The organism is Paraburkholderia sp. Ac-20342, from assembly GCF_017104985.1.
Classification (GTDB): domain Bacteria; phylum Pseudomonadota; class Gammaproteobacteria; order Burkholderiales; family Burkholderiaceae; genus Paraburkholderia.
Window position 1 is genome coordinate 150,398 of sequence record NZ_JAAGPQ010000002.1, and the last position, 23,541, is coordinate 173,938.

Genomic DNA, 23,541 nt, shown 5'->3' on the forward strand with positions numbered 1-23,541 from the left:
TGCCGTCTAGGTATGCAGAGTGTTCTGCAGGATCGGAGTAAGGGCCATCATCGCACGGGCCATATGTTTGGCCACCATGTTACGCGACATCCGCAATTGTGCCGCCACTTCTTCCTGCGATAAATCGTGCAGTTTGTGGAGGATGAACACCTCGCGGCATCGCTCGGGCAAGGCATTGATGATCTGCTCGAGCTCCTGCACGGTCTGCTGGTAACTCAGGGCCTGCTCTCCGTCGTTATCGTCCGAGCGCGTATCGGGAACAACCACACCCGTCGATTCCGTGTGACTTGCATGCGCCTCATCCCCTCTCCATCGATCGATCGCCCGATGGATAGACATATGCCGCAAAAACGCGAGTGGCGCATGGACGGCGGCTTCAGGAGGCCGCTGGAGAAGCTGGACACCGACATCCTGAACCACATCGCAGGCGAACGCTCGATCGCCAAAGCGACGCCGTACATGGCTGACGAGATCTTCGTAGTGCTTGATGAAGGCAGCGATCAACGAAGAGTGGGCGGAATCGCGGTGCGAGCCTGTCACATTGTTACGGGATGAGCGAGCATCACGCCCGAAATGATAATGCGTCTCATTATTTATGTATATTACAAAGCTGTCAACGCCCGTGAGGTTCGGCAACCGTCATTATCGGGTCGTGACTGCCGCGTGGACTGACGCTCAACTTCTGGTTTACTTTTTGTCTGCTTCCGCTTTATTCGACAGGGCCTGGATCACCCTCATTAAACGGATCGATACGTTTATCGCGAAGTGAGGCGCCAGGCGATAAACGTTTGTCGTCGTACAACTCTATTTCAATCAAGCCCGCTCCCCCCACCTCCCCAACCACAGCATCGCCCCGCACACCCGTCACCCTCGATTCCAGTCCCCAAAACCCGCGATCGAATTTGTCTTTCTGACAGATTCGTCATCTCCATTACATCTACCTAGCGGGTAAACACTAAATGTGCAGCTCAAACGAGTTTTATAAAATTTGTACGTTGTCGTACAACATTTGAGCCGCCGCAGCGCCTTTGCCTGTCAGCGTATCGAACCCGGTTTAAAGCATTCGCCCTCGATGAAGGCGACCGTGCGGCCCGCAAAAATGCCACCCGCCTTGCGGGCCGCACGACGTACCCCACACCACCCGGCGGTATCCGCGATCCGCTGAGTGATCTATTTCTTAAGGAATGTCACGATGAACAAGAAGTTTGCCTCTTCCCGTGTTTCGATGATCGTCGCAGCCGCGGCGCTGGCGTTCAGCATGGGTTCGGCACAAGCGCGCGTGTTTCGTGTGGCCGACGTCCATGGCGATACCTATCCGACCAACATGGCTGTGAAGTTCATGGGCGAGGAAATCAGCAAGGCGACCAACGGCAAGGATTCGGTGAAGGTCTTCGGCAATAGCTCGCTCGGCTCCGAAAACGACACGATCGACCAGGTCCGCATCGGCGCACTCGACATGACGCGCGCGAACGGCGCGGCGTTCAACGAAATCGTGCCGGAATCGATGATCCCGTCGCTGCCGTTCCTGTTCCGCGACATCGACCAATTCCGCAAGGTGATGTACGGCCCGGAAGGCCAGAAGATTCTCGACGCGTTCACGGCGAAAGGCATGATCGCGCTGACGTTCTATGAAAGCGGCGCACGCTCGATGTACGCGAAGAAGCCGATCAAGTCGCCGGCCGACATGAAGGGCGTGAAGGTGCGCGTGCAGCCGTCGGACCTGATGGTCGACGAAATCAAGGCAATGGGCGGCATCCCGACGCCGATGCCGACCGCCGAAGTCTATACGGGCCTGAAGACCGGCCTCGTCGACGGCGCGGAAAACAACCTGCCGACGTATGAAGAAGGCAAGCACTACGAAGTCGCGACCATCTACTCCGAAACCCAGCATTCGATGACGCCGGAAGTGCTGGTGTTCTCGAAGAAGGTGTGGGACACGCTGAGCCCGCAGGAACAGCAGATCATCAAGAAGGCGGCGGCCGACTCGGTGCCTTACTACCAGAAGCTGTGGACCGCGCGTGAAGCCGATGCGCAGAAGACGGTCACGAAGGGCGGCGCGACGATCATCCCCGCTTCGCAGATCGACCGCGCAGCTTTCGTGAAGGCGATGCAGCCGGTGTGGACGAAGTACGAGAAGACCCCGCAAATGAAGCAGATCGCCGACGAAATCCAGGCCATCAAGTAAGCGGGTTCCTCACGCGGCGGCAACGAGCCTGGCGGAAAATCCGCGGGCTCCTGCCGCTGCGCTTCCTGCGCTTCACCTCAGGCAACACCCTCTTCGGCTCAAGCAACGCCCCGAGCCTGAACGTGCCGCACTCGCGGCCAATCCCCGACTGTTCGAACCCGCCGCAAGGCACCGCCGCTGCGTGCACGAAGTTGCCAATACTTCAAGCAGCCCGCTCATTGCACCTCCTCCTTGCGCCCGCTGGTTAGACAACGCTCCGCGGCAAATAAAAAAAACCGGTACGCGGAACCCCGCATACCGGTTGTCTATCGGCTCCGCTCGCTCGATCGCGCCGGAGCCGTTATCGCCACATCAGCGCGTCGTTAGCGCGCCATGCCCGTCTTACTTGCGCTTCAGTTGCGAGATATCGCGCACCGCGCCGCGATCCGCCGACGTCGCGAGCGCCGCATACGCCTGCAATGCCTGCGACACGACACGCTCGCGGTTCGCCGGCATCCACGCCTTGTCGCCGCGCGCTTCCATCGCCGCGCGACGGCGTGCGAGTTCTTCGTCCGACACCGCGAGATGCATCTTGCGCTCCGGGATGTCGATCTCGATCTTGTCGCCGTCTTCTACCAGACCGATCATGCCGCCTTCGGCCGCTTCCGGCGACGCATGGCCGATCACGAGGCCCGACGAACCGCCCGAGAAGCGTCCGTCGGTAAACAGCGCGCAGGTCTTGCCGAGGCCCTTCGACTTCAGATACGACGTCGGGTACAGCATCTCCTGCATGCCGGGGCCGCCCTTCGGACCTTCGTAGCGGATCACGACGACGTCGCCCGCGACCACCTGGTCGCCGAGAATTGCCTCGACGGCTGCGTCCTGGCTTTCGAACACGCGCGCGCGGCCCGAGAACTTCCACTGCGATTCGTCGACACCAGCGGTCTTCACGATGCAGCCGTTCAGCGCGAGGTTGCCGTACAGCACGGCGAGGCCGCCGTCCTTCGAATACGCATCCGCCTTGCTGCGGATACAGCCGCTCTTGCGGTCCAGGTCGAGCGAGGCAAACGTCGCTTCCTGGCTGAACGCGACCGTGGTCGGAATACCGCCCGGCGCCGCGCGGAAGAACTTCTGCGCTTCCTCGCCCGCGCCGCCGGCGACGTCCCACTTCGCAATCGCGTTGCCGAGCGTGCCGCTATGCACGTTGCCGCACGACAGGTCGAGCAGTTCCGCGCGCGCGAGTTCGCCGAGAATACCGATGATGCCGCCCGCGCGATGCACGTCCTCGATGTGGTACTTGTCGGTCATGGGCGCCGCCTTGCACAGGCACGGCACCTTGCGCGAGATGCGGTCGATATCCGACATCGTGAAATCGACGCCCGCTTCCTGCGCGGCGGCCAGCAGGTGCAGCACGGTGTTGGTCGAGCCGCCCATCGCGACGTCGAGCGTCATCGCGTTCTCGAACGCCTGCTTCGTGGCGATATTGCGCGGCAGGACCGACGCGTCCTCTTCCTGATAGTAGCGGCGGCACAGATCGACGACGAGACGGCCGGCCTGCTCGAACAGGCCCTTGCGCCATGCGTGCGTCGCGACGATCGTGCCATTGCCCGGCAAGGCGAGACCGATCGCTTCGGTCAGGCAGTTCATCGAATTCGCCGTGAACATGCCCGAGCACGAACCACAGGTCGGGCACGCGCTGCGCTCGACCTCGGCGACTTCGGCGTCGCTGATCTTCGGATCGGCGGCCTTGATCATCGCGTCGATCAGGTCGATCTTCGCGATCACCTGGCCGTCGGCCGGCGACTTGACCTTGCCCGCTTCCATCGGACCGCCCGACACGAACACGACCGGAATGTTCAGGCGCATCGCGGCCATCAGCATGCCCGGGGTGATCTTGTCGCAATTGGAGATGCAAACCATCGCGTCGGCGCAATGCGCGTTGACCATGTACTCGACCGAGTCCGCGATCAGTTCGCGCGACGGCAGCGAATAGAGCATGCCGTCGTGGCCCATCGCGATACCGTCGTCGACGGCGATCGTGTTGAATTCCTTCGCCACGCCGCCAGCCGCTTCGATCTGCTGCGCGACCAGCGCGCCCAGGTCGCGCAGATGCACGTGGCCCGGCACGAACTGGGTGAACGAGTTCACCACCGCAATGATGGGCTTGCCGAAATCGTTGTCCTTCATGCCGGTGGCGCGCCACAAAGCGCGGGCGCCGGCCATGTTGCGGCCATGCGTCGAGGTGCGTGAGCGATAGTGAGGCATCTGTGTCCTTGGGGATTGCTGTTATCGAATTGGAATGGCGCGCGGACCCGCCGGGGCGCTGCCGTGGACCCGCCGTGGGCGGCGCCGACATTCCGCTGGCCCGCGAGCGGTGAGAATCGCCACGGGGCGCGGCTTGCGCTGGAAACGAATAGTGCAAGAGCGCCGGTAAGACGTCCAATATATTTTTCCGGCGCCATTGGGTCGGAAAAGATATTAATCGATTCGAGCGGATCAGGTGATGCCGGCGACCCCGCTCCGGCGCGCTGACGCTCAAGCCAGTCGCTGAAGCGCGCTCAGCAGCATCCCGTCCGGCCGCGCGAGATCGTCGAGTACCGAAAAATGCGTACACCCCGGCATCGGAACGTAGACGGCGTTCTCGCCGGCGGCGCCGCACGCCGCCGCGTAGTCCTCGGACTGGCGCACGAGCTCCGGCAATTCCGCCGCGCCCACCGCGACGACGGTCGGCACGCCCTTGCCGATGTGATGCAGCGGACTGTAGGCGGCGATTTCGTGCGGGCTCAATTGCAGCTTGTCGTTGAGCCACGACAGGCTGACCGGTTCGAGATCGACCAGCGCGCTGATCGGCAGCGCACGCGTGACGAGCGGGTGCGCGCGATGCAGCGCCGTCAGATGACCGCCGGCCGAGTGCCCGCTCAGGCACACGGGCCGACCCGCGATGCCGAGCCCATCCGGGTCCGCGTGCAGATGATCGAGCAGCCGGCCGATCTCGCCGACGATCTGCGTCATCGAGGCTTGGGGCGCCAGCGTGTATTCGGCCAGCACGACATTGAAGCCTCTCGCGAGCGGACCATCGGCGATAAACGCAAAATCTTCCTTCACGCAGTTCTGCCAGTAGCCGCCGTGGATAAAGATGAAGGTGGGCGCATCGGCCTCGCCGCAGGAGAGCCAGTCGAAACGCTCGCGAACGCGCTCGCCGTAACGCAGATCGCGCCGGCCCGGCACACGCTCGTACAGCGTCGCGCTACGCGACTGAAAATCCGCCAGGACTTCCGGAAAGTTAGGAATGGCCTTGGTGTTGTTGTAGGCCGCATCGAGTGTCGGCCGGTCCATGCCGCGATAAACAATCGTCATAGTCTTTGGTCTTGTTCGTTGAGATCGCTGAGTTCGCTGAGATTGCAAGCGCCCAACGGGCGTATCGCAAAAACGTTCGCGACGCGAGGCCTGACGCCTTCGGCGTGCTCACCTTGACTCGCGCAGTGTGTCAAGGGAAAACGGATCGGCACCATGCAGCAGGACTTCGCCCGGCAGTCTCGCACTGGCATTCCAATCGTTCGGCCTCGACTCATTTCGTCATGCCAAAGATCAACTCGCCCGTCTTCATGGGGCTGCACCTTCTCATTTAACTTCGGCGCCTGCAAGCGCAATCGAAGGTGCGATTGTGACGAATTGCAAACTCGGTGCTCTATGATCGAAACGTCCAACGTCGAGCATCGCTTTTCTTGACATTGATCTCGCGTGAGCAGAATAATAGCCCGTTCGGTTAACGAAACGATGTTCATTGCAAGAACATTGAAAAGGAGGGCAGAGGTCCTGACGGCACGCCGCGCACCTGCCCTGTTCGCTCCGTCATGCAAATGACCGGGCATCATTCAGAGCCACACATATGACGCGAGACACTTCCCCCCACCCTGCCGCCCAGCCCGCCACGTCGCGCAGCCTCGTCGAAGGCCTGGTTTACGTTTTCGAGCAGGTCATGCCCGACCCGTTCGTGCTGTCCATCTGCCTGACGTTTTTCGTCGCCGCGCTCGCGCTGCTGATCGCGCCGACCGGAACGCTGCCGACGCTGCTCGATTCCTGGTACACCGGAACATTCGGCATTCTGGGCTTCGCACTGCAGATGATCCTGATCCTCGCGACCGGCTACGCCATTGCGGAAGCCCCCATCGTGCAGCGCGGACTGCGCGCGCTCGCGGCCAACGCGAATACGCCGACGCGCGCCGCGCTGCTCGTGTTTCCGGTCGTCGCGGTGGCGGCGTGGCTCAACTGGGGGCTCGGTCTGATCGTCGGCGCGCTGCTGTCGCGGGAAATTGCACGGCGCGTCGATGTCGATTTCGCGTGGCTCGTCGCCGGCAGCTATTCGGCCTGGTCGATCTGCAACAGCGGGCTGTCGAGTTCGATCGCGCTTTCGCAGGCATCGCACGGCAACGCGCTGAATCTCGTCGAGAAAGCGACTGGCCACGTGGTGCCGCTCGGCGAAACCATCTTCGCGCCGTTCGTGTTCGTTCCGACCGTGCTCGTCGTGGTCGTGATGACCGCGATCTTCATCAGGATGCATCCGAAAGCCGAGAACGTCGTCGCGTTTCGCCAGAGCGGCGAGGAAGCCGCCGACGCACCAAGCGACGATCCGCATGCTCGCGCGAGCGGTGCCTCGTCGCTCGCGGCGCGCCTCGAACGATCGGTTCTCGGCACGCTGCTGCTGCTCGCGCTCGGCATCGGCTACCTCGCAATGACGTGGCACAAGGAAGGCTTCGATCTCGACATCAACAACACGATCCTGATCTTCCTGCTGATCGGACTCGCGCTGCAGCGCACGCCGATCGCCTACGCGAATTCGATCCGCCGCGCGGCGCGTCAGACCGGTTCGATGCTGCTGCAATACCCGATGTACGGCGGCATCATGGGCATCATGAAGGGCACGGGCCTCGCGTCGATGATCGCGAAAGCGTTCGTGACGATTGCCTCGCCGGCCACGCTGCCGTTGTGGAGCTATCTGAGTTCGCTGATTATCACGCTGCTCGTGCCGAGCGCCGGCGGTCACTGGGCAGTGCAGGGTCCGTTCGTGCTGCCTGCCGCCATCAGCCTGCACGCATCGGTGCCGCGTACCGCAATGGGCGTGGCGATGGCCGAGAACGTGTCGAACATGCTGCAACCGTTCTGGGCCGTGCCGATCGTCGCGATCGCGGGCATCCGCATTCAGCGCGTCATGGGCTATACGGCAGTGACGTTCGCCGTGTCGCTCGTGATCTATGCCGTGGCGCTGTGGCTCGTGCCGTAGGTGCCGTGGGTGCTGTAAGCGCCGCCATCAATGCAATGGCCTCGCTCGAGCGAAGCCATTGCCGTTAAAAAAGGCCGATGAAGCTATGCTTCATCGGCCTTTTCCTCTTCTACCCTGGCAAGCGCTTTTACATCTTCATGACGTCGAGCAGCGTCTTCTTACCGTCCTTGTAGTCGTACAGCGAGATGACGCCGTGCTGCAGGTCACCCTTCGCGTCGAACGTCGTTTCGCCGGTCACGCCCTTGTAGTCGGTGCCCGACACTTTCGCGAGCACCTTCGCCGGATCGGTCGAGTTAGCGCGCTTCATCGCATCGACGACGATATACACCGCATCGTACGTGAACGGTGCGTCGAATTCGATCGGATGGCCGAAGCGCTTCACGTACTTGGCCGCGAATTCCGCGCCGCCGTTCATGCGCTCGACCGCCATACCGGCCTGCGAGCACACCACGTTGCCTGCCGCCGGGCCGGCGAGATCGGCGAGGCTTTCCGTGCAGACGCCGTCGCCCGACAGCATCTTCGCGCGCAGACCGAGTTGACGCGCCTGCTTCGCGAACGGACCGCCGGTGGCATCCATGCCGCCGTACATGATCGCGTCGGGATTCTCGCCCTTGATCTTGGTCAGAATCGCGCGGAAATCGACGGCCTTGTCGTTGGTCGCATCGTGCGACATCACTTTCAGGCCGAGTGCCTTCGCGGTCTTTTCGAATTCGTTCGCGAGACCTTGACCGTATGCGGTCGAATCGTCGACCACCGCGACGCTCTTCACATTCAGGTTTTTCGCGGCATAGGTCGCGAGCGCGGGGCCCTGCTGCGCGTCGGTCGCGACGACGCGATAGGTCGTCTTGAAGCCCTGCTGCGTATAGGCCGGGTTCGTCGACGAAGGCGAAATCTGCGCGATGCCCGCATCGCTATAGATCTTCGAGGCCGGGATCGACGCGCCCGAGTTCAAATGGCCGACCACCGCAACGACCTTGTCGTCGACGAGCTTCTGCGCAACCTGGGTCGCCTGGCGCGGGTCGCCGGCGTCGTCCTGTGCGTCGAGCACGAGCGTGACCTTCTGGCCGTTGATCGTGAGACCCTTCGCGTTGATTTCCTCGATCGCGAGACGCGCGCCGTTTTCGTTGTCCTTGCCGAGGTGGGCGGAGCCGCCCGTCAGCGGACCGACGTGACCGATCTTGACGATCTGGTCCGCGTTCGCGGTGCCCACCATGCTTGCGAATGCCACGACCGCGGCGCTAACCGGCAACAGCTTATGAAACTTGAACGACATACGACACATCTCCTCTTTGCTTGCCAACCGGCTGGTTGGCGTTCCTGATCCTTCCGAATCCATCGCCATGCAGCAATGGATAAATCGAATCGCGGCGCGTCCCGCGCTATACGCGGGAAATACACCGGCAGCCGCTATTTTTGCTGCAGCACGATAACGCAAAACCGCCGGAAACGACAGGCTAAAACACAAACGGGCTTGATGCGATATCGCCAAAGCAGTATCGCCAATACTTTTTTCAGTCTGTTTTCTGAATTGCCGCGCTCGAGAAAGCGTTATCAAGCGTCACGAAAAGTGCGCGAGAAATGCGGCCCGGATAGCGGGCCCGCATGCGGTGCTTCAACCTTTGGGAGACGTCACGAGTTGCAGCGGCGTCTCGATCAGCGTCGACAAGTCGCGCTGCTTGCGCCGCTCGGTGACCGCCCGCAACGCGAAGTCGATACCGAACACGGCCTGGCGGTCGGCGAACTGGTTCATCGTGGCAAGCACGCGGCCATCGGCGAGCAAGGGCTTGATCGCATCGATCGCGTTATAGCCGGTCACATAGACGCTACCGCTTCGGCCCGCGTCGCGAATCGCATCGACCGCGCCCATCGCCATGCTGTCGTTGCCGCACAGCAGCGCGCGAATCTGCGGATGCTCGCCGAGCATTTTCGCGGCCACGTCGCGGCCCTTGGCGTAGTCCCAGTTGCCTGACTCCACCGCGACGACCTTCACGTTCGCCGCGTCCATCGCATCGCGGCTGCCTGCCGTGCGCTGCTGCGCATTGGTGCTGACCGAAATGCCCTCGATGATCCCCACCTCGTCGCCGGCCTTCAGGTGCCTGGCCAGATAATCGCCCACCTGCTTCGCGCCGTTGCGATTGTTCGGCCCGACGAACGGCACGGAAATGCCGGCGGCCGCCTGCGCCGCGTCGTCGAGCGGATTGTCGATCGTAATCATGATGACGCCGGCCTTGATGCCGCGCGCGACGACGGCGACGAGCGCCTTCGAGTCGGTCGGCGCGAGCACGATCGCATTCATCTGCGCCTTGATCATGTCCTCGACGATGCGAATCTGCGCGGCCGTGTCGGTCTGTTTGGCCGTGCCGTGCAGGGTCAGACTCAATTGCGACGCGAAGTGCCGCTGATAATTGCGTGCGGCATCGACCATCGAGACCGTGAACGGGTCCGACATCGACTTCAGCACGAGCGCGATCTTGCGCTTCGCGCCGGGCAGCGCTTCAGCGCATGCGTCGCTCGCGAAGAGGGCGGGCAGGCCCGCGAGTCCGCTTGCGGCCAGCGTACCGGCGAGCAGTATGCGGCGGCGCAGGTTCGGCGTCATCGCGTGGCTCCTTCGCTGCGGCCCTGGCGTATCGCGGTAGCGCGCGCCTTCAGTGCCGATGCAGGATTATCGTGGCGCCGGCCGTGCCGGTATCGTCGCATGCTCATTGTGCGTCCTTCAGGGCCGCGAGGCTCGCGGCAATTTCATCGAAGAGCGGCCTGCTGTCGATCTCGTCGCTCAGGCAGCGCGCCTGCAACGCCGCGAGTTGCGCGACGGCGGCGCGACGAGGCGGCGTATCGGGCACTTCGCACCGCTCGATCAGTTCTTCGAGCAGACAGCCATAGGCTCGCACTTCGAGCCGCTGCAAGGCCATGCCGGAACTTCGATCATCGGCATCATAAAACGATGCCGCGCCGAAATCGCCGAGCAATGCATGCCCCGCACCGCCATGCAGGATATTGTGCGCGTACAGGTCGCCATGCATGACGCCACGCCGATGCAGATGACTCGCGACGTCCGCGATGCCGCTTGCAATGCCGAGCACGGTCGCGAGATCGAAACGCGTGCCGTCGCGATAGACGTCGCGCGTGCACGACTCGAAGCTCGGCGGACCCGCGAGGTTGGCGAAGCACGGATCGACCAGTTCCATCACGAGACCGTGCGCGCCCGCCGGATGATCGACCACCTTGCCGAGCACCGGAATCAGGTTCGCATGGTCGCGGCCGCGAATGCAAGCGGCCATTTCGCAGTCGGGCAACCCGTCGCTCGTCACCGCGCCTTTGAAGAGCTTTACGGCGACCGCATGCGGTTCGCGCTCCGGCGCATCCGCACGGCCGGCAAACAGCGAGGCGCGATGAATCACGCCCGACGCGCCTTCGCCCAATGGCTGTTCGAGCTTCAACGCGTCCCAGCGAATCGCGCGGATCGGCATATCGATCAGCGCCGCATTTTCGAGCGCCATGCCAAACGGATTGCCCGCATAGGCGAGCCATGCCAGGCGCGGCAGACGCAACAGCCAGCGCGGCAAGGCGTCGAAGCGATTTGCCGCGAGCCGCAGCAGTTCGAGCCGCGAGCACGCGGCCAGTTCCTCGGGCAAGGCGCGCAAGCGGTTGCCGGCCAGCATCAGCTTCTGCAATTGCGCACAGCGGCCAAGCTCGGCGGGCAAGCGCTCGATCTCGTTGTCGGTCAGAATCAGCCAGCGCAATGACGGCGGCAATGCGCGGCCCGGCACGGTACGGATGCGATTCGCCTTGAAGCCGATCATGCTCAATTGCGCGCATTCGCCAAGCACCTCGGGCAATGCGGTGAACGGGTTATTGGATGCGAAGAGAATGCGCAACTTGCGCAGGCGCGGCAGATCGTCGGGCAACGTCGAGAGCACGTTGTTCGAGAGGTCGAGCACTTCGAGCGTATCGGCGAGATCGAAAATCTCGCGCGGAAATTCGCGCAGGCCGCCTGCCAGCTTGAGCTGGCGCGTACCCGCCAGTTGCCCGGCCCGCAGTTGTTCTAGAGTCGTAATCACGATCGAGGAGAAGAGATTCGGGTAGCGCCGCGCGTCGTACCGAAGGTATCAATTCTACTGAGTCGCGAGCCGTCTGCGGTACAGTGACATGATCGTCGTATCAAATACGGCCATGCAATGCGAATGAAATAGCAATATCTGGAGCGCCTTCGGACAACGCGGCGAGCACACTGCTCCATAACGGCGCGCCTTCTCGCGCCGGTCGGCCCGAATGGCCTCACCCCGTCAGGAGTCAAGCAAAGTGACTTACACATACAAATTGATCGACTCGCCCGTTGGGCAGTTGAAGCTGGTGGCCAGGGGCGATTGCCTTGCCGCGATTCTGTGGGAAAACGACAAGCCGAACCGGGTGCGCCTCGGCGAAATGAGCGAAGCGGGCGAACACCCGGTGCTCGTCGAAACCGAGCGGCAATTGCGCGAGTATTTCGCGGGCACGCGCGACGCGTTCGATCTGCCGCTCGATTTTCAGGGCACCGAATTCCAGAAGAAAGTGTGGCAGGCATTGCTGACGATCCCGTTCGGCCAAACCCGCAGCTACACCGAGATCGCCCAGCAGATCGGCAGCGTCAACGCGGTGCGCGCGGTGGGCGCGGCCAACGGCAAGAATCCGATTTCGATCGTCGCGCCATGTCATCGCGTGATCGGTGCGTCGGGCGATCTGACCGGCTTCGCTGGCGGACTCGCGAACAAGATGCTGCTGCTCTCGCTCGAAGCGGGGCAGACTTCGCTGGAAGCGGCAGCCGATGAGGCAGCAGATGCAATGACAGATGCCGCAGCGAAGGCACGGCCGCCGGCGCCGAAGCCCGCCCCCACGCAAGCGGCACAGGCCAGGCAAGACAGCGTGCAGCCTCAACCCGCGCGCCATGCGGCGAGCCGCGGAACGCAGGCTTCGTTGTTCGGCAACTGAGCCCGACGCATCCCGCGTGCGGCTGCAACGGGCGATAACGGGCGATAAATCGTCCGCGATGGACGCCAGTGGCGGCGCATGCAGCACCTATCCTTAAGATGCCATTTCGGCATCGATCGGGAGGACGACATGCGGATGCTTCTCAACATACAAATACCCAACGAGCCATTCAACACGCTCGTGCGCGAAGGCCGCGCCGGCGAATTGATCGCGCAGATACTCGAAGAAACGAAGCCCGAGAGCATCTACTTCACCGAGCAACGCGGCAAACGCGGCGCGGTGGCGGTCGTGAACATCGACGATGCCTCGGCGATTCCCGCACTCGCCGAGCCGTGGTTCCTGAAGCTCGACGCCGAGTGCGAACTGCGCATCGCGATGCTGCCCGCGGATCTGATGAAAGCCGGGCTCGACGGGCTCGGCTCGAAATGGAAATAACGGGGAAAACCGCGGCGCGCCCCGTTTGACGACGCCGGCGGCAAGACGCAACTCACCGCACCGCCGGCGCGGCCATCCCTCAGGCGCGCTGGGCGGCCGCTTCCAGCAGCATCGAAGCGGCGGCGGTCGCCGCGACCTGGCAGCCGAGCACGATATGCTCCTCGGCCGTGTCTTCGATAAAGTCGTGGCTCACGCCGCCGATGCTCGGCACGAACATCATGCAGGCGGGCATACGGCGCGCGATCACCTGCGCGTCGTGCGCGGCGCCGCTCGGCATGCGCAGCCATTGCTCTGGCGCGAGCGCTTCGGCGGCGCGCGCCAGATGACCGGCAAGCGCCGCATCCATGCTGACGGGTTCGATCGGCTCGTCGATCTTCTGCCATTCGACGCTCACCGCGTGATGCGCGTTGAAGTCGCGCACGAGTTCGGCGAGCCGCTGTTCCATCGCCTGCAGACGCGCGGGGTTCGCGTCGCGGAATTGCAGATACATGTCGGCCGCGCCCGGCACGACGCTCATCGAGCCCGGATCGAGATCGATGCGGCCCACGGTCCAGACCGTGTCGGCATCCGCAAGCTGCTCGAATGCCTCGTTCATGCGCGCGATGAACGCCACGAGCGCCGCGCCCGCGTCGCGGCGGATCGCCATCGGCGTCGTGCCCGCATGATTGCGCTGGCCCGTGAAGCGCAAACGCAACTCATGCATCCCGACGATCGTCGTGACGACGCCGATCGATTTGCCGATCGCTTCGAGCCGGCCGCCCTGCTCGATATGCGGCTCGAAATACGCGACGTGCCGCCCCGCTTCGAAATGCGCGCGCGGCCGTCCCGCGAGCCCGGCCGCCGCGAGCACGTCTTCGAGACGCTCGCCCTGGCGGTTCGCCGCGCCGCGAATCGCTTCGTCGACCGCCTCGCCGACGAAGCTGCGGCTGCCTAGCAGGCCGGAGAAGGTGCCCTCTTCGTCGATCCACGAGGCGACGTCCACCGCGAGATGACGCGTTGCCTCGTTCTCCGCGAGCGCGCGGGCGATCTCGAGGCCGTACATCACGCCCAGCGCGCCGTCGAGCCAGCCGCCGGTCGGCTGCGTGTCGGTGTGCGAGCCGACCAGCAGCGCGGGGCCGCCGTTGCGCGAGCGCCCGAACACGGTTCCGACGCCGTCGATGCGCGCCTCGAGCCCGGCTTCCGTCATCCGGCCGACGAGCCATGCGCGCGCCGCCAGATCCACCGGCGAGAGCGAGAGCCGCACCACGCCGGGACCTGTCGCGCCGAAACTGCGCAGATGTTTAAGGTCGGCCATCAGGCGGGTCGGGTTGATGTTTACCACCACGTTGTTATCTCCTGCGATCGGATTGATGTCGTTACTGCTTCCATAGCGGCTGTTTTGCCGAACGATCACGGCCTCACTGGACCGGCGCGGCGTGCCTGGTGTGCCCGGCGTGCCCGACGTGCCGATAGGCGGCTCGCGCTGCATCTGCATGCCTGTGCGGCGCGCATCGGGCTTCGCCACGCGCTTATCTGCGTATGCCGAGCGCCAGCGCCGCCTCGCGAAAATCGCCCGGCGACATTTCGTAAGCGCGCCGGAACGCGCGATTGAAATCCGACGCGCTATTGAAGCCGAGGCCATACGCGACTTCGATCACCGGCCTGTGCGGATAGCGATGCAACTCGTCCGCCGCTTCGCGCAGCCGCCGGTTGCGAATATACGCGGCGAGTCCGCCCTCCGGCTCGAACAGACGATACAGCGTGGGCCGCGAAAGCTGCGATACGGCGAGCACCTTGTCGATCGTCAGATCCGCCTGGCCGAGATGCGCGTCGATATAGCGGCGCGCGCTCGCGAACATCGCCGTGCGCGCCGCCGCGCGAGCGTTGCCGGTCAAGCCAGTCTGCCTGCCGAAGGCCGCGGCGATCAGCATCGCGCAGCCGCGGAGCGCCTCGTAGGCGGCCTGCGGGCTCATCTCGGGCAACGAGCGGGACAGCTCGGCAAGATGTGCGGGAATCATCCGCGCGAGCGGCGAATGATATTCGATCACGCGGCCATGAATCGACGCCGCCTCCGGCAGCACCGCCTCCACGATCTCGCGGGGCACGAACAAGGCCATCACGCGGCATGGGCCGCGCGTCATCCACATCGGCTGGTTCAGATCGAGCGCGAGAATGCCGGGCACCGTTTGCACCGCATTGCGCTTCGGATAAAGACCCGTCGCGGTTTCGACCACGCCGTCCACGGCCACATGAAACACGAACTGGCACACGTTGTCGGTGGAGATGCGCGCGACCGCGCGCGTTTGCTCGACCGGATCGGTGCGGCAGTCCATGAAAGCCATGCCGCCGACGCGGTAACTGTCGATGCTGCCGCGAAAACCGTCGGCCAGTTGCCGGCGCGAGATCGGCACGTCGAGAAAATGGCCGACGCGCTCGCGCCACGCGGGCAACTGCAGGCGCGCGGCGCTACCGTAAGTATCGAAGTGGCTATAGTCGCAAACCGGAGCGGCCGCGTAGCCCGTTGCGGAATCGGTCGTCAAGATGTCCTCGCGTGAATCGCGTGAGGCGCGGCGGGATGCCCTGCGCCGCTCCCGCCTGCCCCGCCTGCCCCCAGTCTGCCGCTGAACGGCGCTAAGCGCTCATTTCCACAAGGTGCGGCCGAAGAACGTCAACGTACGATCCCACGCCTGCTGCGCCCATGCCGGATCGTACTGCGTCGCCGCGATGCGGCCCGGTCCGACGGCCGTTTCGTTCGCGAACGCGTGGCGCGCGAGATAACGGTGAAACTCGAGGTCGACGTTCGCCTCGCCGAGCTTCTTTTCGAGCGCGTCGACGGTTTCCGCCGCGAAGAATTCGTCCTGCAGAGCCCAGTGGCCCATCACCGGCACCTTGATTTTCGAGGCGTCGAGATAGTCGAGCGGCGGGAAACCATACCAGACGACGCCGGCCGCCACTTCGGGCACGTTGCACAGCGCGAGCAGCGTCAGCGCGCCGCCCATGCAAAAGCCGGTCACGCCCACGTTCGCCGCGTGCTGCTTCAGATACTGCACCGCGCCGCGCACGTCCTGGGTGGCGGCATCGCCGAAATCGAGGCTGCTCATCAGATGGTGCGCTTCCTCTTGCTCGACCGTCGACTTGCCGCGATAGAGGTCGGGCACGAGCGCGAGGTAGCCGGCCTGCGCGAGACGGTCGGCGACACCGCGAATCTGCCCGTTCACGCCCCACCATTCCTGGATCACGACGACCGCGGGCGCGCCCTCCGGTTTCCGCGGTTTGGCCAGGTAGCCCTGAAGTTGCCGGCCATCGGGACGGTTGAAGGTAATCATCGAACCTGCTGGCTGCGTCATGGGTTTCTCCTCGGATAGACGAAACCGGTAGCATAGCGCCTGTCCCGCGAATCCTGCGCTATCGGCTCCCGCGCTTCAAACCGGCGCCTCGAACGGGCGTAGCGCCGTTCAATTCGGCGTCTTATCGACTCCGTATCGGCGCCTTATTCGAGCCGGCCAATATCTGGATAAGCAGAAGAACTTTTTTACAATTAATTTAGCCTCATTCGTACCCACAAATTTCAGGGCTGACGTTATACTTGCCGCCATGCTTTCTGGTTAATACCCCACTCGCCAGCGCCATCGGCCAAACATGCCGTCCCAGCCTGACGAGGGAAACCGCGACGCGATATTCATACGCTCCGGTTTCCGGCTCGAAGTCCCGTGCACCGTGCCCTGCGCCGGTTTGTGGGCATGTCTCTCAGGTTCTGGCAAACATCCTCGGACGCCAGGATCTTTAGGCCGACACATCGTGTCGGCCTTTTTTTATTCCGCAAACCTTGTATTTACGGCAATCTGTCAAATTCCTGCCACGCAAATCATAGTTTCGCCAAAAAATCACACGCGATATCTCAAAATTAATACGCCCGGTCCCCGCCTATCCTGTTTCCCACATTCCAGAAAATTTAAGCGCTTTTATCTAATGATTGGGTAATCAGTGAATAAAACCCGCTGTATTGCGCGGCGTGTCAGAACCGTTCGAGCAGGCCGAATTGCACGCCCGCGACCGGCGCGCCCGGATAAGCCACCGGCAGTCCGGTCACGTTGACGCCGCGCAGCGTAAAGCTTGCGTCGTCGTGATTGGCGAGATAAGCGGCGCTGAAGTAAAGCAGCAGCGTGGGCGAAACGTCGTATTCGAAGGCGGCGCTGAACTGGTCCGCGTTCGCGCCCGCCTGCGTGTAGTCGCGTACATGCGCATAGCCGAGCGAGGCGCGCGCGACGGCGGAAAAACGGTACTGCGCCGACAGCGATCCGCCCGCGCCGTGATACACCGGCGTGCCGCCGTCGCCGTTGAAGAAGGCGAGCCACACGCGCAACTTGCCGAAGCCGTAGCTCGCGCCGCCGAGATTCGCGCGCAGCGCGCCGGCGCCGTGCGTCTGCTGATGCGCGTACAGCACGTGCAGTCCGTCGAGCCGATAGGATGCCGTGACGTAATAGCCGTCGAGGCCGTTGCCGTCGTCCTCGGAGGGATCGCGCGTCGCCATCATCACGGTCGCGTCGAAACCGGCGATCCGCGGCGACAGATAAGCGAACGCGTCGTTCGCATACGGCGTGATCTTCGACAGATTGTTGAGCCCCGAGGCGATCATGCCGGCGCCGAACGCGTCGAGACCGCCCTTGAACGGGATGTAGATCGGCGAATATTGACGGCCCATTCTCACTTCGCCCCACGCGCCACGCGCGCCGATCCACGCCTGCCGGTTGAACAGCGAACCGGGCACCTGCAACGAGCCGTCGGCCGAGCTGAAACCGTTTTCGAGCGTAAACACGATCGCCGTGCCGCCGCCGATCGGCTCCGCGCCATGCAAGCCCACGCGCGAACCGCGATACGCGCCCGAATCCATGCGCGGCGTCCAGCCGGAGCCGGGATCGGTGATTTCGATGCTGGTGTCGAAGACGCCATAGAGCGAGACGAAGCCGGCGTTCATGTCGGCGGCGGCCGCCTCGCGCAGGCAAGGGAGCAGCAGCGCGGCGCTCATGGCGACGGCCCGGCCAAACCTCGCCGCATCGCGTTGGCGCCATGCGGCCGCGAGGATCGTGCGGGCCGTCTTGAGCAATGAAGCCGGGGCGTCGTGCAGGATGAAGTCCTCCGCGGACACATATCGGACATATATCGCGAGCGAACTTACCACGTTCGGCCAGGTTCGACCATGTTCGGCACGCATGGGCCGGCGCCTTCCCGCACGCACAGCGAAACCGGCCATTTTTTACCCTCCCCGTGTCTCTTTTCGTTCAACGAATAGTTTCGATTAAGGGGAAACCCGTATAATCATCAAGAGGTCAGACAACTAGCATTGCACGAAGCCGCCAAGAGCCCGACCCGCCCGCCACCGCGCAGCGCCCACCCGAACCGCCTTCTGCCCGACACGTGAATTCCACCGCCTCCGCTTCCGCCCTGCCGTTTCGCAACGCCCTCCTCGCGATGCTCGGCATCGGTCTCGTCAACATGCTGGTCGCGCTCGACCAGACCGTCGTCAGTACCGCGCTGCCGTCGATCGTCGCCGAATTGCACGGCTTCGAATACTTCGCGTGGATCGCAAGCGCCTACCTGCTCGCCTCGGTCGTGACGGTGCCGGTGTTCGGGCGGCTCGGCGACTACTTCGGCCGCAAGCGTTTCGTGATTGCCTCGGTCATCACGTTCACGGTGGCGTCGGTGCTGTGCGGGCTCGCCAACGACATGCTGTTTCTCGTCATCGCGCGCGGGCTGCAGGGCATCGGCGGCGGGATGATGGTCGGCACCGCGTTCGCCTCGATCCCCGATCTGTTCCCCGATCCGCGCACCCGCGTTCGCTGGCAGGTGGTGCTGGCCGCGGCATACGGCATCGGCACGGCGGCGGGGCCGTCGCTCGGCGGCTGGATGAGCGAACACCTCGGCTGGCGCTCCACGTTTCTCGTCAACCTGCCGGTCGGCGTGGCGGCGCTCTATTTCACCTGGGCGCATCTGCCGAGCTTCCGGCGTCCGCAACAGGACGAAGTGAAAATCGACTGGCTCGGCGCGGCGCTCGTCGCAGCCGTGCTCGGCGGCTTGCAGGCGTTGATCGAAGGCGTGCCGAAGCATGGCCTCACGACCGGCAACGTCGTGCTCGGCACCTGCGTGGTCCTTGGCACGGTTGCGCTGCTGATCTGCGAAAAACGCGCGACGCACCCGATCATTCCCCTCGACCTGTTCAAGGACTCGCAACTCGTCACACTGTTCACACTCGGCATGCTGTCCGGCTTCGTGATGTTCTCGCTGATCTTCTTCGCGCCGCTGCTGCTGCAAGGCGGCTTCGGCCTCTCGCCGCAACAGGCCGGCCTGCTCGCCACGCCGATCGCCGCCTGTATCGCGCTCGGCAGCCTGCTGAACACGCGCATCGTGATTCACATGAAGAAGCCCACGCGAATTCTCTCGATCGGCTTCGCCCTGCTGATGTTCGCGTCGATCGCGCTTGCGTTTGCCTATCCCGATACGCCGCACGTGCGCATCGCGCTGCCGATGGCCGCGGTCGGCATCGGGCTCGGGTTCATCCTCAACAATCTGAACGTGTTCGCCCAGGAGATCGCCGGGCGCGAACGCTTCGGCATCACGACCGCGCTGCTGCAATCGACGCGTATGGTCGGCGGCATGCTCGGCACGAGCATCGTCACGACCGTGGTTTCGCATCACTACCGCAGCGTCGTCACGCGCACGATGAGCGTGCTCGGCGAGCCGGCCGCGTCGCAATGGCAGCCGCGTTTCGTCGATCTGCGCATTCTGATCGACGAAGCATCGCGCATCCGCTTGATCGCCGATATGAAACCGTCGGGACTCGACACGCTCGCGCTGATCGATAGCGCGCGCGATGCGCTCGTGCAGTCGATCCATCTCGGCGTGTGGCTGACGGCGGTGGCATCGCTCGCGGCCGCGCTGCTCGTGCCGCGCATTTCGCACGTGGTGTTTCACAAGAACTGAGCGGTTCGGTTGCGATCGGCAAATCGCGCGTGCCCCGCTCGAATAAAAAAAGCTCCCCGGTCCGGATAAGGGCGCGGGGAGCGAATGGGCAGGTCGAAGAGGCTGGATAACGTCTCGCCAGGCTCTCCGTCGCATCCCAAGGAGATGAACGTCAGGGGAGCCTGCTCACTGAACCGTGGCTTTGGCTCGAAGATTCTTCACCATTCTGTCGACGAGTTCGGCCTGTGCCTGCTGGTACAGCATCGGCTTCATGTCCTCGAACGAGGGCACCTGCAACGGGCGGGTGTCATCCACTTCTATGACGTGAAAGCCGTAGCCGGTTTTAACCGGAGTCTGCGTGTATTCGCCCTTGTGCAAATGAGCCATCGCGTCGGCAAACGGTTTGACGACCTTGCTGGACGTGACCCAGCTCAGGTCTCCGCCGTTATATCTCGAACCCGGATCGACCGATTCGCGAGCAAGGTCCGCGAACGATGCGCCCTTATTGAGCTTCGCAATGATGTCTTTGGCTGCGCCTTCATCCTTGACGAGGATATGGCGGACTTTATATTCGGTACTCCCGCCTTTCGCCTTCATGTCGTTGTACATCGCCCGCAATTGATCGTCAGTGACAGGATTTTTCTTGAGAAAGTCCTGCATGTACTCCCTAACGATTTCAGTCTCCCATGTTGCCTGAGCCTGAGCCAGAATCTTTTGCCGGGCCGCCTCGGCGCGCGCCGCGACGTCCGGTTGCCGGTCGAAGCCGGCCTTCTGCGCCGCCTGGAAGATGACTTCGCGGCGCACCAGTTCGTCGCGCACGTGGTCGGTCAATTGCGGCGAATCGGGAAAACCTTGCGCATGCGCCTGTCCGATATACAAGTCGGCGTCTGCTTGAGAAACCGGTTTGCCGTTGACGGTGACAAATGGCTTTTCCGCGGCACTCGCGGCCAGGGGAAGCGTTGCACCGAACACCAGTGCAAGCATCCATCGTGATAGTACTTTCATTCGGCGGACCACTCAGGTTGGTTCGAGCGCTTATGCCGGAGTCCGAAGGAGCATCGGACTCCGGCGACTTACGCAACGTTAAACACGACGTTATTGCGTAATCGTTCCCGCAAGCGTCAGGCTGCGCGACGAGTTACCGACGTACACCGAATAAGAACCGGCCGGGGTCGTCCACTGCTGCGAGTCTTTGTTCCAGGTGCTGAGCGGATGATTCGGCGCGGCCGGATCGATCGTGATGGACACCGTCTGCGATCCGCCGGCATTCAGACTGACTTTCTGGAATCCCACCAGACGCTTGGGCGGTTCTCCAGCCGAGCTCGGCAATGCGACGTACACCTGCGGCACTTCGGCGCCCGCCACGGAACCCGTGTTTTTCACGACCGCGGTCACCGTGTACGTGCCGTTCGCGCCGGAACTCACGGTCGGGTTGGTAATCGTGAAGGTCGAGTACGAGAGGCCATAACCGAACGGGAATGCCGGCGTCTTACCCATCGCGTCATACCAGCGATAACCGACATTGAGTGCCTCGGAGTAAGTCACCGTCGCGCTTCCGTTGATCGACACGCCGGGATACTGATACGGCGTGATCGAATCCATGAAGCCCTGGCCGACCTGCGGGAACGTCACCGGCAGCTTGCCGGACGGATTCGCAACACCCCACAGCAGATCCGCCACGATATGCCCGTCTTCCTCGCCCGGGAACCACGTTTCGAGAATCGCGCCCGGTGCGGACGTGCCGCCCGTGAGAAGCGAAGGATCGAGAGCCTCGGCGGCGCTGTCCTTCAGCACGAGCACGGTATTGCTGTTTGCCGCGACGATGGTCTGGAGCAACGCCAGCGTGTTGCTGTTCTTCGCGGTACTCGAGGTCGTGATCGAGTTCGACTTCGGCGCATACCAATCGAGCGTATTCAGGTATTTGCCGGTGTCGAGCGTCAGGCCCGTCGAGTCCGTAAATGTCGCTTGGTCAGCGCCTTCTTCCGACATGGAGCCGGCCATGAAGATCACGGCATCGGCGCTGGTCGCCGCTGTCGTCACGGCCGAGATGGACGCGGCCGCGCCATCGATCGTGGCGGTCGAATTGCTGTCGTCCACGAGCGCCAGGTGAACCGTTGCGCCGGTGTTCCCGAGGTTGGCGAGCGTGTCCTTGATGCCCTGCACCGGCGTCACCGTGTACAAGGCGACGACATCGGAGCTGCCGCCGCCGGAACCCATCGGGTTGCCGACCGAGCTGCCGCCGGCCACGGCCTGCTGGGCATAGACCTGCGTCGCCTTGCCGACCACGAGCACGTTTCGAACCGTCTTTTTCAGCGGCAAGGTACCGTTGTTCTGCAGCAGCACGGCGGCCTGCTCGCCGATCTGCTTCGCGACCGTACCGTCCGCCGTCGCATTGATGGCAGTCTGAGCAATCGGCCGATCGAAGATACCCGCGCGGAACATCTGCGTATAGCGACGCAGCAGCGCATTGTCGATGTCCGAGGTCTGAATCTGGCCCGAAGCCAGCGCCGCGTTCAGGTTCGCCGGGGTCCAGTTCTGCGGCAGCGGCATTTCGTTATCCATACCGGCCAGCATGGTCGGCGCGGTGCTATGCGCGGCGAAGAAGTCCGATTGCACGTAGCCCTTGAAGCCCCATTGCCCGCGCAGAACATCGGAGAGAATGTGCTTCTGTTCGCACATCGAGAAACCGTTCACCGAGTTATACGAACACATGACGGCGCCGACGTTGCCTGCTTTCACCGCCATCTCGAACGGCAGCATATAGAGCTCGTGCAACGTCTGATCGTCGACGCTCTCCTGAATCGTCATGCGATTCGTTTCCTGTTCGTTCGCCACCAGGTGCTTGGCCATCGCAATCATGCCGTGAGCCTGCACGGCCTGAATTTCGGCGACCCCCATCGTGCCCGTGAGATACGGGTCCTCGCCCATGTATTCGAAGTTGCGGCCGCCCACCGGCAAGCGCGCCAGGTTCATACCGGGCGCTTCGAACACGTGCAGCGCCAGATTCCCGCCCTCGACGCCGACCACGTTACCGAACTGGGTTGCCACGGAAGGATCGAACGAGGCCGCCATCGCGATAGCCGACGGCAAGGCCGTCGCCTTGGCGGAACTGGAATCCGTATAGGCTGCATAGCCCGTTACGGACGGAGAAACGCAATCGTTCTGGCCGATGCCGACAGGGCCATTGGTAATCCGCAGAGTCGGAATCGCGTACTTCGCGAGACCGAGAATGTGCCGCGCGCCATAGCACTGCGGCAACTCGGGCAGAATCCCGGGGTTCGAACCTGCCAGTTGCTCCTCCTTGTCGGCGAGCGTCATGGCAGGGACAAGCAGTGCCGCGCGTGCTTCGGGAGAAAGCGACGTATTCATCCACGGCATTGCGGCTGACGGCGTCGATGCCGGGGTGGGCGCCGAAGCCGTCGACGATGGGTTGGGGTTATTGCTGCCTCCGCACGCCGCCAGAAAGAACATGATGCTTGCGGCGGCGGCGGTTCTCCTCTGAATGAATTTCACAGACATTGTCTTTCCTCAATTGTTATAGGCACAAATGCGCGAGACGCACTGCTCGTTCTAGTACTAAGGATTACTACCTGATGAGTTGTTATGACCCGGCCGGCTGTCTCCCTTCAGCTTCGACTCCCAAAAGCATGCAGGCCTGACTGGAAGCTTTTCGTCCCTTGATGTTCATCCGCGTGCCGAATCGAACCTCGGGCTAACAGCGGCGACACGGTCTGCTATCCAGTGATAGGCATCGTAGATA

At 63.1% G+C, this 23,541-nt stretch carries 18 protein-coding genes and 1 pseudogene; 6 read left to right on the plus strand and 13 right to left on the minus strand.

Annotated features, from left to right (window positions below; all coding sequences use genetic code 11):
• Positions 1–6: 6 nt before the first annotated feature.
• Positions 7–540, minus strand: coding sequence for an RNA polymerase sigma factor (locus G3N58_RS01460; protein ID WP_205998327.1), 534 nt, complete (start codon positions 538–540; stop codon positions 7–9).
• Positions 541–1,192: 652 nt separating this feature from the next.
• Here G3N58_RS01460 and G3N58_RS01465 point away from each other — a divergent pair.
• Positions 1,193–2,185: a TRAP transporter substrate-binding protein gene (locus tag G3N58_RS01465; RefSeq protein WP_167044819.1), complete on the plus strand. Its 993-nt coding sequence runs from the start codon at positions 1,193–1,195 to the stop codon at positions 2,183–2,185.
• Here G3N58_RS01465 and G3N58_RS33945 read toward each other — a convergent pair.
• The 3 genes and pseudogenes from G3N58_RS33945 to G3N58_RS01475 form a co-directional block, all read right to left on the minus strand.
• Positions 2,178–2,360: pseudogene (locus G3N58_RS33945) on the minus strand (hypothetical protein); the annotation flags it as partial. The gene G3N58_RS01465 and the pseudogene G3N58_RS33945 overlap by 8 nt on opposite strands.
• 206 nt (positions 2,361–2,566) lie before the next feature.
• Positions 2,567–4,429, minus strand: a complete 1,863-nt coding sequence (gene ilvD / locus G3N58_RS01470) for a dihydroxy-acid dehydratase (RefSeq protein ID WP_167281879.1) — start codon at positions 4,427–4,429, stop codon at positions 2,567–2,569.
• A gap of 270 nt (positions 4,430–4,699) precedes the next feature.
• Positions 4,700–5,521: an alpha/beta hydrolase gene (locus G3N58_RS01475; protein ID WP_205988308.1), complete on the minus strand. Its 822-nt coding sequence runs from the start codon at positions 5,519–5,521 to the stop codon at positions 4,700–4,702.
• 532 nt (positions 5,522–6,053) lie between these two features.
• Here G3N58_RS01475 and G3N58_RS01480 point away from each other — a divergent pair.
• Positions 6,054–7,445: a TIGR00366 family protein gene (locus tag G3N58_RS01480; protein ID WP_167044828.1), complete on the plus strand. Its 1,392-nt coding sequence runs from the start codon at positions 6,054–6,056 to the stop codon at positions 7,443–7,445.
• A gap of 127 nt (positions 7,446–7,572) precedes the next feature.
• Here the strand turns inward: G3N58_RS01480 and G3N58_RS01485 are convergent, their stop codons facing one another.
• From G3N58_RS01485 to G3N58_RS01495, 3 genes are all read right to left on the minus strand, one after another.
• Positions 7,573–8,718 carry a branched-chain amino acid ABC transporter substrate-binding protein gene (locus tag G3N58_RS01485; protein ID WP_167281877.1) on the minus strand — a complete coding sequence of 382 codons (1,146 nt, stop codon included), beginning with the start codon at positions 8,716–8,718 and terminating at the stop codon, positions 7,573–7,575.
• 339 nt (positions 8,719–9,057) lie between these two features.
• A complete protein-coding gene (locus G3N58_RS01490) occupies positions 9,058–10,041 on the minus strand; it encodes a substrate-binding domain-containing protein (protein ID WP_167044832.1) in 984 nt (327 codons plus the stop codon).
• A gap of 103 nt (positions 10,042–10,144) precedes the next feature.
• Positions 10,145–11,503 (minus strand): leucine-rich repeat-containing protein kinase family protein, encoded by a 1,359-nt coding sequence (locus G3N58_RS01495; RefSeq protein WP_205998311.1) that lies wholly within the window; start codon positions 11,501–11,503, stop codon positions 10,145–10,147.
• 241 nt (positions 11,504–11,744) lie between these two features.
• On the opposite strand from G3N58_RS01495, the gene G3N58_RS01500 reads away from it, so the two are divergent.
• Together G3N58_RS01500 and G3N58_RS01505 are read left to right on the plus strand one after the other, a co-directional pair.
• Positions 11,745–12,410 (plus strand): methylated-DNA--[protein]-cysteine S-methyltransferase, encoded by a 666-nt coding sequence (locus G3N58_RS01500; protein ID WP_205998312.1) that lies wholly within the window; start codon positions 11,745–11,747, stop codon positions 12,408–12,410.
• A gap of 129 nt (positions 12,411–12,539) precedes the next feature.
• Entirely contained in the window at positions 12,540–12,845 is a 306-nt protein-coding gene (locus tag G3N58_RS01505) for a panthothenate synthetase (RefSeq protein WP_167281873.1), read from the plus strand.
• A 79-nt stretch (positions 12,846–12,924) separates the two neighbouring features.
• Here G3N58_RS01505 and G3N58_RS01510 read toward each other — a convergent pair whose 3' ends face one another.
• The 4 genes from G3N58_RS01510 to G3N58_RS01525 form a co-directional block, all read right to left on the minus strand.
• Positions 12,925–14,166, minus strand: a complete 1,242-nt coding sequence (locus G3N58_RS01510) for a Zn-dependent hydrolase (RefSeq protein ID WP_167044923.1) — start codon at positions 14,164–14,166, stop codon at positions 12,925–12,927.
• A gap of 187 nt (positions 14,167–14,353) precedes the next feature.
• Positions 14,354–15,364, minus strand: a complete 1,011-nt coding sequence (locus G3N58_RS01515; RefSeq protein ID WP_205998313.1) for a helix-turn-helix domain-containing protein — start codon at positions 15,362–15,364, stop codon at positions 14,354–14,356.
• Positions 15,365–15,463: 99 nt separating this feature from the next.
• Positions 15,464–16,171 carry a dienelactone hydrolase family protein gene (locus G3N58_RS01520; RefSeq protein ID WP_167044847.1) on the minus strand — a complete coding sequence of 236 codons (708 nt, stop codon included), beginning with the start codon at positions 16,169–16,171 and terminating at the stop codon, positions 15,464–15,466.
• 668 nt (positions 16,172–16,839) lie between these two features.
• Positions 16,840–17,799: a porin gene (locus tag G3N58_RS01525; RefSeq protein WP_241016956.1), complete on the minus strand. Its 960-nt coding sequence runs from the start codon at positions 17,797–17,799 to the stop codon at positions 16,840–16,842.
• A gap of 494 nt (positions 17,800–18,293) precedes the next feature.
• Here G3N58_RS01525 and G3N58_RS01530 point away from each other — a divergent pair, with 494 nt between their 5' ends.
• Positions 18,294–19,802, plus strand: coding sequence for an MFS transporter (locus G3N58_RS01530; RefSeq protein WP_167044929.1), 1,509 nt, complete (start codon positions 18,294–18,296; stop codon positions 19,800–19,802).
• A gap of 165 nt (positions 19,803–19,967) precedes the next feature.
• Here the strand turns inward: G3N58_RS01530 and G3N58_RS01535 are convergent, their stop codons facing one another.
• Positions 19,968–20,765 carry a peptidylprolyl isomerase gene (locus G3N58_RS01535; RefSeq protein ID WP_205998314.1) on the minus strand — a complete coding sequence of 266 codons (798 nt, stop codon included), beginning with the start codon at positions 20,763–20,765 and terminating at the stop codon, positions 19,968–19,970.
• 111 nt (positions 20,766–20,876) lie between these two features.
• Entirely contained in the window at positions 20,877–23,099 is a 2,223-nt protein-coding gene (locus tag G3N58_RS01540; protein WP_241016209.1) for a glycoside hydrolase family 3 C-terminal domain-containing protein, read from the minus strand.
• On the opposite strand from G3N58_RS01540, the gene G3N58_RS33950 reads away from it, so the two are divergent.
• A complete protein-coding gene (locus G3N58_RS33950) occupies positions 23,098–23,283 on the plus strand; it encodes a hypothetical protein (protein ID WP_240159098.1) in 186 nt (61 codons plus the stop codon). The two genes, G3N58_RS01540 and G3N58_RS33950, sit on opposite strands and share 2 nt — an antisense overlap.
• Positions 23,284–23,541: the final 258 nt, after the last annotated feature.

Excerpts from the sequence above, each read along its gene's own strand:
- G3N58_RS01465 (WP_167044819.1), top strand. The coding sequence starts at position 1,193 with ATGAACAAGAAGTTTGCCTCTTCCCGTGTTTCGATGATCGTCGCAGCC.
- G3N58_RS01540 (WP_241016209.1), bottom strand. The coding sequence starts at position 23,099 with ATGACGCTCGCCGACAAGGAGGAGCAACTGGCAGGTTCGAACCCCGGG.
- G3N58_RS01480 (WP_167044828.1), top strand. The coding sequence starts at position 6,054 with ATGACGCGAGACACTTCCCCCCACCCTGCCGCCCAGCCCGCCACGTCG.
- G3N58_RS01475 (WP_205988308.1), bottom strand. The coding sequence starts at position 5,521 with ATGACGATTGTTTATCGCGGCATGGACCGGCCGACACTCGATGCGGCC.
- G3N58_RS01530 (WP_167044929.1), top strand. The coding sequence starts at position 18,294 with ATGCTCGGCATCGGTCTCGTCAACATGCTGGTCGCGCTCGACCAGACC.
- G3N58_RS01490 (WP_167044832.1), bottom strand. The coding sequence starts at position 10,041 with ATGACGCCGAACCTGCGCCGCCGCATACTGCTCGCCGGTACGCTGGCC.
- G3N58_RS01485 (WP_167281877.1), bottom strand. The coding sequence starts at position 8,718 with ATGTCGTTCAAGTTTCATAAGCTGTTGCCGGTTAGCGCCGCGGTCGTG.
- G3N58_RS01505 (WP_167281873.1), top strand. The coding sequence starts at position 12,540 with ATGCGGATGCTTCTCAACATACAAATACCCAACGAGCCATTCAACACG.
- G3N58_RS01535 (WP_205998314.1), bottom strand. The coding sequence starts at position 20,765 with ATGCTTGCACTGGTGTTCGGTGCAACGCTTCCCCTGGCCGCGAGTGCC.
- G3N58_RS33950 (WP_240159098.1), top strand. The coding sequence starts at position 23,098 with ATGGCAGGGACAAGCAGTGCCGCGCGTGCTTCGGGAGAAAGCGACGTA.
- G3N58_RS01520 (WP_167044847.1), bottom strand. The coding sequence starts at position 16,171 with ATGACGCAGCCAGCAGGTTCGATGATTACCTTCAACCGTCCCGATGGC.
- ilvD (WP_167281879.1), bottom strand. The coding sequence starts at position 4,429 with ATGCCTCACTATCGCTCACGCACCTCGACGCATGGCCGCAACATGGCC.
- G3N58_RS01525 (WP_241016956.1), bottom strand. The coding sequence starts at position 17,799 with ATGAACGCCGGCTTCGTCTCGCTCTATGGCGTCTTCGACACCAGCATC.